General features: G+C 47.6%; 8 protein-coding genes and 1 pseudogene. All 9 read left to right on the top strand.

All coding sequences use genetic code 11. The features are described from left to right. Positions 1-363: 363 nt before the first annotated feature. The 9 genes and pseudogenes from cas3 (at position 364) to cas2 (ending at position 10,239) form a co-directional block, all read left to right on the top strand. Positions 364-2,856: a CRISPR-associated helicase Cas3' gene (cas3, locus tag HMPREF3066_RS06295; RefSeq protein ID WP_472684881.1), complete on the top strand. Its 2,493-nt coding sequence runs from the start codon at positions 364-366 to the stop codon at positions 2,854-2,856. 7 nt (positions 2,857-2,863) lie between these two features. Next, positions 2,864-3,601, top strand: coding sequence for a type I-C CRISPR-associated protein Cas5c (gene cas5c, locus HMPREF3066_RS06290; protein WP_070441283.1), 738 nt, complete (start codon positions 2,864-2,866; stop codon positions 3,599-3,601). Next, complete coding sequence (gene cas8c, locus HMPREF3066_RS06285; RefSeq protein WP_070441280.1) at positions 3,598-5,598, top strand: type I-C CRISPR-associated protein Cas8c/Csd1; 2,001 nt, start codon at positions 3,598-3,600, stop codon at positions 5,596-5,598. The genes cas5c and cas8c overlap by 4 nt, the downstream gene beginning before the upstream one ends. A 21-nt stretch (positions 5,599-5,619) precedes the next feature. Beyond that, positions 5,620-6,459, top strand: coding sequence for a type I-C CRISPR-associated protein Cas7/Csd2 (gene cas7c / locus HMPREF3066_RS06280; protein WP_070441277.1), 840 nt, complete (start codon positions 5,620-5,622; stop codon positions 6,457-6,459). Positions 6,460-6,472: 13 nt separating this feature from the next. After that, complete coding sequence (gene cas4 / locus HMPREF3066_RS06275) at positions 6,473-7,123, top strand: CRISPR-associated protein Cas4 (protein WP_070441274.1); 651 nt, start codon at positions 6,473-6,475, stop codon at positions 7,121-7,123. Positions 7,124-7,711: 588 nt separating this feature from the next. Next, positions 7,712-7,906 (top strand): annotated as a pseudogene (locus HMPREF3066_RS06270) (CRISPR-associated endonuclease Cas1); the annotation flags it as partial. Positions 7,907-7,943: 37 nt separating this feature from the next. After that, positions 7,944-8,840 (top strand): hypothetical protein, encoded by an 897-nt coding sequence (locus HMPREF3066_RS06265; RefSeq protein WP_210385700.1) that lies wholly within the window; start codon positions 7,944-7,946, stop codon positions 8,838-8,840. Between the two features lie 17 nt (positions 8,841-8,857). Further along, positions 8,858-9,871, top strand: a complete 1,014-nt coding sequence (gene cas1c, locus HMPREF3066_RS06260) for a type I-C CRISPR-associated endonuclease Cas1c (protein WP_070441268.1) — start codon at positions 8,858-8,860, stop codon at positions 9,869-9,871. Between the two features lie 74 nt (positions 9,872-9,945). Beyond that, entirely contained in the window at positions 9,946-10,239 is a 294-nt protein-coding gene (cas2, locus tag HMPREF3066_RS06255) for a CRISPR-associated endonuclease Cas2 (protein WP_003685729.1), read from the top strand. Positions 10,240-10,522 lie beyond the last annotated feature (283 nt).

Genomic DNA, 10,522 nt, shown 5'->3' with positions numbered 1-10,522 from the left:
CTTGAAATCCGAATCCAAGGTCGTCTGAAAACCTGTCATCGTTATATCTGCATTATTTGAGTGATCTCGGCATGTTTGATTTGTTCCATTGCTCACAAATAGTCAAATTGATATTGTTATTTATTATAAATGCTGTATTATATTCGGGTAATTATAACAAATAAAATAATAACATCATAAGTTCCTAACTATCTCCTTTATCCGTCATTCAGACGACCTCATTCCACAGATTTTCGATTTTTCAACACTTCAAGCCATTTATATGGCTTGTTCGTTAAATTTTGCGCGTTTTAAATTTGGAGAATCGATGTGAATTTCGACTATATAGCCCACATCAGAAAATCGGACCAAAAACCACAACCTTTGCAGACTCACCTGACCGAAGCCGCCGCTATCGCAAAATTATTGGCGACTAAGTTAAATTTAGAACAAGCAGGCGAACTGCTTGGGTTGATGCACGATTTCGGCAAATATTCCCAAAAATTCCAAAACTACATTCGCAGGGTTAATAATATTGGGTTCAATTTTGATCAAGATGACGAAGATAGTTTTAAAGGAGGAGACCATTCCACCGCCGGAGCACAATGGGTTTATCGCAAATTGAGGAAGTTTGGCGCAGCACAGGGTATCGGCGAATTGTTCGGACAAATGCTGGGTTTGTGCATTGCATCACACCACGGCGAAGGCTTGATTGACTGTTTGGATGGAGAAGGTAATCCGAAATGGATTGAACGGTTTAATAAAACTGATGAACTGACACATTTGGTGGAATGCGAACGAAATGCTGATGAAGTCGTTCAGCAAAAAGCATATGAATTGGCAGGAGAAAACCTGATTCGCAGCCTGCTCAAAGCAGTGAAACCGATTCTTTCCGATCCAGCAAGCAACGACAAAATCAAAGAGTTTTACCTCGGCTGCCTGACCCGTTTCCTGTTTAGCTGCCTGATTGATGCCGACCGTATCAACAGTTCGGATTTTGAACGGGAAGAGCAAAAAGAAATCCGCCGCTTGGCGAAAAAACCAGATTGGCAATCAGCAATTGATAAATTGGAAGCCAAATTAGCAGGTTTTGAAAATCGTCCTGCCGAAGAAATCAAACCTATTGACGAAATCCGCCGCAAAATTTCAGACGACTGTCTAAAAAGAGCATCAGATTCTCAAGGCATTTATACACTCACAGTACCGACCGGTGGCGGCAAAACATTAGCCAGTCTGCGCTACGCTCTGCATCATGCGCAAAAGCACAATCTCGACCGCATCATCTACATCATTCCCTATACTTCCATCATTGATCAAAACGCGGAAGAAGTCCGTAAAATTTATTGTTTAGATTTGAAAGAAGATGACAATGGTGAATTTCATTCATGTAGAGAATGTTCAGAATGTGAGAAGTGGGTGCTCGAACACCACTCCAATTTAGAACCCGAAAAGCAAAGCTGGCAGGACAAACTGCTGTCCGAAAACTGGGATAAGCCCATTGTATTTACCACGATGGTGCAGTTTTTGGATGCTTGGTTCGGCGGCGGTACGCGCGGCGCGCGGCATATCCACCCGATGACCAATGCGGTGCTGATTTTTGATGAAATCCAAACCCTGCCCGTGAAATGCGTACATTTGTTTTGCAATGTGCTGAACTGGTTGACGGCATTTGGCAAAAGCACGGCGGTTTTGTGTACGGCGACGCAGCCTTTGCTCGGTGAATCGGGTTTGCAGAATTTCCCTGAAGGCAAAAGGGAAAGCATTGCCGCGCGCGGTTTGTTAAAGCAGTCTGCACATGCCGAAATCATGGGAACTGATGAGCAAAGAGAAGAGCTTTATAAAAAGTTATCGCGCGTAGAAATCCGATTCAACGAAAAATCAGGCGGTTGGAATGTGGATGAAGCGGGCGCGTTTTTGCTGGAACAGTTTCAGACGACCCCAAGCTGCCTATTTATCGTCAATACCAAAAAATGGGCGCAGGAGCTTTATCAATATTGCCAAAGGCAAAACATGCCGTCCGAATCCTTATTCCATCTCAGCACCAACCAATGCGCGGCGCACCGCAAAGCGATTTTTGACACCATCAAAGCTCGTCTGAAAAACAAAGAACCCGTTATCTGCATCAGCACCCAGTTGATTGAAGCAGGCGTGGATATTTCGATGGCTTGCGTGATTCGTGCATTAAGCGGATTGGACAGCATTGCCCAAGCGGCAGGGCGTTGCAACCGGCATGGCGAGAAAAAAGGCAAAGGGCAGGTGTGGGTGTTGAATTTGCAGGAGCAGGATTTTACGCGGATATTGCCCGATATTCAGGCAGGCAAAACCCATGCCGAACGCGTGTTTCGCGATTTTGCCGGGCAGGATATTTTGCAGCCAGAAGCGATGAAGCGATATTTTGAATATTATTTTTACCAGCGCAGTGATGAAATGTTGTATTCCGTCAAAAACAGCGCAACGGGTTCACTGCTGGATTGGCTGAGCGATAATAAAAACAATCCTGGCAGTAATATAAATATAAATAACCGCAGAACTGGAAAAATCCAACTGCTGATGCAATCCTTCAAAAGCGCAGGGCGTGCTTTCCAAGCCATAGACGCGCCGACACACGCCGTGATTGTGCCGTATGGTGAAGGTGCGGAACTCATTGCCAAACTCTGCGGCGAATGGGATCCGAAAGAAATGTATGACGCAAAGAAAAAAGCCCAGCGTTACAGCGTGAACGTCTTCCCCAACGTTTGGGGTAAATTGCAAAAAGAAAACGCCCTGTATGAAACTATTGAAGGTTCGGGCATTTATTATTTGAATGAACGCTATTACAACGATGAATTCGGCTTGTCTTTGGACGAAACAAGCGAAATGACTTTTTACGATTTATAGGAGCAATATGGACAGCAAAATCAGTTTCCGCGTATGGGGGCGGCAAGCCTTGTTTACCGACCCCGTTACCAAAATTGGCGGCGAAAAATTCAGCTACCAAGTGCCAACATACGAAGCTATTAAAGGCATTGTCAAAAGCATTTACTGGAAGCCCACGTTGATTTGGTATATCGACCGCATCCGCGTGATGAAACCCATCCGCACCCAAAGCAAGTCCACCAAACCGCTGGACTGGAACGGCGGCAATACTTTGGCAATTTACACCTTTTTGCAGGACGTGGAATACCAAGTGGAAGCCCATTTTGAATGGAATGAGCATTGGGAAGAATTGGCAGGCGACCGCAATTTCGGCAAACACATCGCCATTGCCAGAAGAATGTTGGAACGCGGCGGGCGGCAGGATATTTTTCTCGGCACGCGCGATTGCCAAGGCTATGTCGAGCCTTGCGAGTTTGGCAGCCCAAGTCGAGATGGAAAAACAGGCGTTTACGATGAAATCGACAATTTGGATTTCGGTTTAATGTTCCATAGTTTTGGCTATCCCGAAGAAACAGGAAAGCCCGAATTGGTCAGCCGTTTTTGGATGGCAAATATGAAAAACGGCGTGATTGAATTTCCCAGTGTAAACGAAAGTGCAGGCTGCCTGAAAACCCGATTTATCCGCAAAATGCAGCCTGAAAAACCGTTCAAGCGCGGCGAAAACGTCAAGCCTGTGGAAGACGAAGCCAAGGAGCTGGAATTATGAGCTGGATGCAGAAACTTTATCGGACGTATGAAAGCATTTTAGAACAGGGGGGTACCAATGATGCCGAGCCGCTGACGCCGGTCGGGCATACCATCCAAAACGCGCATATTGTTATCGTGATTGACGGTCAGGGCAATTTTCAGACGGCACGCGTGATGCCGCCGAAAACAGCGATTTTGCTGCCTGCCACTGAGTCGTCTGAAAACCGAACCAGCGGCGAAGCCCCGCATCCGCTTGCCGACAAAATCCAATATGTCGCCAAAGATTACGCCGATTACGGCGGCGAAAAGAAAGCCTATTTTGAAGGCTACCTGAAACAACTCAAAGCATGGTGCGAATCGCCTTTTGCTCATCCCAAAGTGCAGGCTGTGCTGCACTATGTTGCCAAAGGGCGGGTGGTTACCGATTTGGTGGAAGCAGGCATATTTCCACTTGATTCAGACGGCAAAGTGTTGAACAAATGGGAAGCCGAAGGCGATGCGCCGCCGATTTTCTCCGTGCTGCCCAAAACCAAAGGCGAAATTGAATTCGGCTCGGCATTGGTGTGCTGGCAGGTGGAAATTGCGGGCGACGTACACAGCCAAACTTGGACGGACAAAACCATACAGCAATCTTGGGCGGATTACGCCGCTTCAGAAAAAGCCGAAAAAGGTTTTTGCTTGGTGCAGGGCGAAGAAGCCGTCATTTCCACCATGCACCCTGCCAAACTGCGCCACACGGGTGATAAAGCCAAGCTGATTTCTTCCAACGACACGGCGGGCTACACCTTTCGCGGGCGTTTTGCCACCGCCGAAGAAGCCGCCAGCGTATCGGCAGACGTATCCGCCAAGGCGCACAGCGCGCTGCGTTGGCTGATTTCCCGCCAAGGCATCCGAAACGGTGACCAAGTTACCGTCGCCTGGGCAATCAGCGGCAAACCCGTCCCATCGCCGATGAAAGACATTTCCACTGAACTAAATTGGGCGGATATGGCAAACTGGGACATCAGTGCAGTCGAAAATCCCGATGAAATTGCCACCCAAAGGCTACCTGAAAATTCGGAAGCGTCCCCCGATTGGTCTGTAAATATCGGGCGTGCTGCTGCGCGAATCATCAAAAAGAAACTGCACGGCTATCAGGCAGAATTGAAAGCCCATGAACAAATCTCCCTGATTATGCTCGATTCCGCCACACCGGGACGCATGGCACTGACCTATTACCAAGAATTTCTGCCCGCCGACTATTTCACCAATTTAGACGCATGGATTGACGATTTTTCTTGGTATCAGCGTTACAGCATTGAAGTCCCAAACGGCAAAAAAACCGACAAGCGCACCCAATGGCGCTTTGTCCCGCCGTCGCCTTACAGCATTGCCGAAGCCGTGTACGGCAAATCCCTGTCCGACACGCTCAAAAAACAGCTTTATGCCCGCCTTCTGCCTGTTATCGCAGGCGGAACATCCGTGCCGATTCCTGAAGATTTGGTGCGTCAAAGTTTTCAGGCAGCCTGCAACCCGAACGGCTGTGAAAACTGGGAATGGCAAAGAAACATCGGCGTCGCCTGCGCCCTATACAAAGGCTGGCGCGCCCGTCATCACGATTTATCACAACGGAGAACTTACCCTATGAGCTTGGATACCCAAAACCGCTCGCGTGACTACTTATATGGCAGGCTGCTTGCCGTCGCCGAAAACACCGAATCTTACGCCCTGTATTTGGCAGGCGAAAAACGCGCCACCACCGCCGAACGCTATATGCAGCGTTTCGCCGAACATCCGTTTGCTACATGGCGCAATATTGAGCTGGCGTTGAAACCCTATCAAGAACGCCTGCGCAACAACGGCAAGGATACCGGTGCACAGGCAATTGGCGAAATCATGGAATTATTTGCCACCGATGATTTCACCTGCGACGACAAATTAAGCGGCGAATTTCTCTTGGGCTACCATTGCCAAAAAATGGAAATTGCCCGTCGCATTGCCGAGCTTTCTGCCAACAAATCCAAAACCCACGAATAACCCATTTAAAGGAAAACTAAGATGAGCTTAACCAAAAAAATCGACTTCGCCTTAATCCTGAAAGTAACCAACGCCAATCCTAACGGCGACCCCCTAAACGGCAACCGCCCGCGTGCTGATTTCCAAGGCTTTGGCGAAATGACTGACGTATGCCTGAAACGTAAAATCCGTGATCGCCTGCAAGACAGCGGAGAGAGCATTTTTGTGCAATCGGACGAAAAGAAAACCGACGGCATGACCAGCTTGGCCAACCGCGCCAAAGACAAAGATGTCGGCTTGGGTGCGGATGCCTTTAACGCCAAAAAAGCCGACAAAGACGATACCGCCAAAAAGGCCTGTGAAAAATGGCTGGATGTACGCAGTTTCGGGCAGGTCTTCGCATTCAGCGGCGACGGCAGCAGCGGCATATCCATCGCTGTGCGCGGCCCCGTTACTATTCAATCCGCATTTAGCGTTGAGCCGATTAACATCACCAGCACCCAGATCACCAAAAGCGTCAGCGGCGAAGGCGACGGCATGAAAAAAAGCTCCGACACCATGGGCATGAAACACCGCGTCGATAACGGCGTGTACGTTGCCTTCGGCGCGATGTCGCCGCAGCTTGCCGAGCGCACTGGCTTTTCAGACGGCGATGCCGAAAAAATCAAGGCCGCACTCACCAAACTCTTTGAAGGCGACGCATCATCCGCCCGCCCCGAAGGCAGCATGCAGGTGCTGAAACTTATCTGGTGGGAACACAACAGCAAAGCAGGGCAATATTCTTCGGCCAAAGTGCATGGCAGCCTGAAAGTGAATGCGGATGGCAGCTATGAACTGGAAAAACTTGATGGTTTAACTCCGCAGGAAATCGACGGTTTCTAAAATATTCAAAAAGATGACCGCACTTTTAACCGAAAGCCAAGGGGAAAATCAGGACACGCGCCTGATTCCCCTTTCCGCCTTGCAACACTACGCCTTCTGCCCACGCCAATGTGCCTTGATTCATAACGAGCAGGCGTGGGCGGAGAACTATTTGACCGCGCAGGGCAAGGCGTTGCATGAGCGGGTGGATTCGGGCGAGCCGGAAACGCGCAAGGGCGTGCGCTTTGAGCGGACGGTGCACGTGTCTGCGGAAAAACTGGGCATCAGCGGCGTGTTGGATTTGGTGGAAGTGGAAACAAAGACAAGTCGTCTGAAACCCGTGGAATACAAACGCGGCAAGCCCAAACCCGACCCGATGGACGAAATCCAGCTGTGCGCACAAGGCTTGTGCTTGGAAGAAATGACGGGGCAAACCGTCTCTGAGGGCGCGCTGTGGTATATGCAAACCCGCCACCGCGTCCCCATCACGTTTTCAGACGACCTGCGCGCCCAAACACTCGCCACCATCGCCGCCGTGCGCGACCTTCTAAACAGCGGCCAAACCCCGCTGCCCGCCTACGGCAAACGCTGCAAAGCCTGCTCGCTGGTGGAGATTTGCCAGCCGGAGTTGTTGGGGAAACGGGATCGGAGTGTGGGGTATATAAATAGATTATTCTCACAATAAACAGTCAAGGAATTGACTTTCTGTTTGAAGTGGTCTATCATGGATTCCATGACATCTTGTTATGGGAGAAAAAATGGGCAGTCGGAACGATAAAGGCTGGAAAATTCTTTTTGAAAAAAGAGCTGATGATGAATTTTTATTCCATGTTAAGGGAATTAGAAAAATTGTTAGTATACTAATATTAACTGTATTTACGATTATCTATTTGATAGATGGATATTTCCGTTTCTATTCGTGAATATATTCATTTGTTTGTCTTTTGTCTTTAAAGGAGGTGTGTAAGAAGATCACTCTATAATTCCAGGTGCTTTATAGATGCCTGTGTGTTGAAACCTTGATTGTTTTTTGTTTAATTTGATTGAGTAGTACCGCCTTTTTTATGGCGGTACTTATTTAATTGATTTATCTGATATGCGTAGATACAAGATCTGATACTTGTGTCCAAAGATTTGTTGAGATTGATGTAATTTGAAATGATTGCTGTGGACTGGCAATGTCGGATTCGAGAATCCGACCTACCGTTTTTCAGGTGGATCAACCCTGTTAAATACCTAAAAAAGTGCGGTCAAAATCCAAGGCGTTTTTCACATGAGAAAATTACAAAATACGCTGTATATCACCACCCAAGGCAGCTACCTGCATAAGGAGCGGGAGACGCTGGTGGTGGAGCAGGAGCGTAAGAAGGTGGCGCAGTTGCCGGTGCATTCCATCGGGCATATTTTCTGTTTTGGCAATGTGTTGGTGTCGCCGTTTTTGTTGGGGTTTTGCGGCGAAAATAATGTATTAACCATTAGTTATATTTTATTTAAGGAGAAAGATGATGAGTTTGCTACAAGCATATTCTTTAGATTTAGGTAAAAAAATTAATGCGAAAGAAGCGGATATTGCTTATCAGAAAGGTTTGATTGGCAGTCAAAAAAACTTTCAATGTCCTCATCAGGAGTGTGGTATTGCAGTTACTTGTGCAAATTTAGAACGACCTAAATACAAAAGAAAGGTAGAACCTTATTTTAAATCGATTGAAAATCATAAATTTGGTTGTCCTTTTGCGGAGGAGGAAAGGCGCATTAAGTTGCTGGAAATTGATAAAAATGGGCATTATGAAAATGTTGCTTCAGGTGAGATTTTGGTAAATCTGGCAGAACCTACACCTAAAAAACAAAATAGCGATAATGCTTCTGAGATTAAAGAAATCAGTGTTTCACGAACTTGCCAACTTTCAGATTCAAAAAAAGATAAAGTATCAACTAATCAAACTAAAACTTTATCTGTATTGGTTTCATCGTTCTTAAATAATGAAAACTTTTCAATAACATTACCAAGACCATATCAAGAGAGAATATTATTGAGAGAAGCATTTATTAAAGTTGATGGTCAGGATTTGTCAAGCCTCGAACAAAATTGTTGGAGAGTTTATTATGGAAAAGCGTGGATAAATAAACTATCAAGTGGTGATTATCAAATTAAATTTGATTCGCAATTAAATGATCTTTCTCTTGAAGAGAGTGGTGTTAGACCTTCGTTTTTTATTTCAAAATCTATGATTGATGATTCGCCATATGAGAAATTTAAAAAAGAGAAAATGGATGAATTAATAGTTCAGAAAAAACCTAAACAAGTTTTTATTCTTTCAGATGTTCCATCTTTAAATCATACAAAGAAATATATTAATTTTATGCTTGAAGGTCTATCATATTTAGAGATTTTGGATACATAAAATAAGGAGTTCTCCCCATGCGCAAACTGCAAAACACACTCTATATCACCACCCAAGGCAGCTATCTGCATAAGGAGCGGGAGACGCTGGTGGTGGAGCAGGAGCGTAAGAAGGTGGCGCAGTTGCCGGTGCATTCCATCGGGCATATTTTCTGTTTCGGGAATGTGCTGGTGTCGCCGTTTTTGCTGGGGTTTTGCGGTGAAAATAATGTGAATTTGGCGTTTTTTACCGAAAACGGACGTTTCTTGGGGCGGCTTCAGGGGCGGCAGAGTGGCAATGTGCTACTGCGTCGGGCGCAGTATCGGGTGTCGGAGCAAAATCCCGTGCCGATTGCGCGCAATATCATTGCGGCGAAGATTCAGGCGAGTAAGCGGGTGCTTCAGCGGCAGATTCGCAATTACGGCGAGAATGAGGCGATTCAAAGTGCGGTCGATGCTTTGAATATTTCACTGCGGCAGTTGAAGGGCGCGGACGGGCTGGACGTGGTGCGCGGGATTGAGGGCGATGCGGCGGCGCGTTATTTCGGCGTGTTCGGGCAACTTTTGAGTGAAAAAAGCGGCTTTTCTTTTGACGGGCGTAACCGCCGTCCACCCAGAGACAGGGTGAATGCGCTGTTGTCGTTTGTGTACAGTCTGTTGGGCAAGGACATCAGCGGCGCGCTGCAAGGCGTGGGGCTGGACCCACAGGTGGGCTTTCTGCACGCCGACCGACCGGGGCGCGACAGTCTGGCGCAAGATATTTTGGAAGAATTCCGCGCGTGGTGGGCGGACAGGTTGGTGCTGTCGCTGATTAACCGAGGGCAAATCAAACCGCAGGATTTTGTTACCGAGGCAAGCGGCGCGGTAAGCTTGAAAGCGGAGGCACGTAAGCTTTTGTTCCAAGCCTTGCAGGCGAAAAAGCAGGAGAAAATCGTGCATCCGTTTTTGGGCGAAGAAGTGGAAATCGGGTTGCTGCCGTATATTCAGGCAATGCTGTTGGCGCGCCATTTGCGCGGGGATTTGGCGGAATACCCACCGTTTTTGATGAGATAGATTTGCAGGTCGTCTGAAAACGGGTTGGATGTTTTCAGACGACCTCTAAAGCAGCCTGCACATGGGAATACAAAATGCTGATGCTGATTACTTATGATATTTCGCTGGAAGACGCGGAAGGGCAGGCAAGGCTGCGGCGCGTGGCGAAATTGTGTCTGGACTACGGCGTGCGCGTGCAATATTCAGTGTTCGAATGCGACATTGCGCCCGACCAGTGGGTTGTTTTAAAGGACAAACTTTTGAAAACCTACAACCCCGAAACCGACAGCCTGCGCTTTTATCATCTGGGCAGCAAATGGCGGCGCAAAGTGGAACACCACGGCGCGAAACCGGCGGTGGATGTGTTTAAGGATACGTTGATTGTGTGAATCGCCAACCTGCGGTTCTCATGAAAATGCGGCAGGGTTGGCGAATTGGGATTGTTCTTTAACAATCAGGATATTGCGAATGCGGGTATAACGGAAAAGGCTGTGTTATACTCGCGTTCGCGCTTTTCTTGGGGGCTTAGCGAAATCAGGGCTGCGAAACCTGATGGAGCAAGGCTTTTGAGAGAGGCTCCAGCCGCCTTCAGGCGGCTGTGTGTTGAAACAGGCAGTTATCCAAATCCAAGCAGACTTTGCTTGCCAGCCGCCTTCAGGCGGCTGTGTGTTG

This window comes from Neisseria sp. HMSC03D10 (genome assembly GCF_001807625.1).
Lineage (GTDB): Bacteria > Pseudomonadota > Gammaproteobacteria > Burkholderiales > Neisseriaceae > Neisseria > Neisseria mucosa.
This window is presented reverse-complemented; position numbering and strand designations above follow the sequence as displayed.

Coding starts and splice junctions, on each gene's coding strand:
- cas5c (WP_070441283.1), top strand. CDS start 2,864: ATGGACAGCAAAATCAGTTTCCGCGTATGGGGGCGGCAAGCCTTGTTT.
- cas2 (WP_003685729.1), top strand. CDS start 9,946: ATGCTGATGCTGATTACTTATGATATTTCGCTGGAAGACGCGGAAGGG.
- cas1c (WP_070441268.1), top strand. CDS start 8,858: ATGCGCAAACTGCAAAACACACTCTATATCACCACCCAAGGCAGCTAT.
- cas7c (WP_070441277.1), top strand. CDS start 5,620: ATGAGCTTAACCAAAAAAATCGACTTCGCCTTAATCCTGAAAGTAACC.
- cas4 (WP_070441274.1), top strand. CDS start 6,473: ATGACCGCACTTTTAACCGAAAGCCAAGGGGAAAATCAGGACACGCGC.
- HMPREF3066_RS06265 (WP_210385700.1), top strand. CDS start 7,944: ATGAGTTTGCTACAAGCATATTCTTTAGATTTAGGTAAAAAAATTAAT.
- cas8c (WP_070441280.1), top strand. CDS start 3,598: ATGAGCTGGATGCAGAAACTTTATCGGACGTATGAAAGCATTTTAGAA.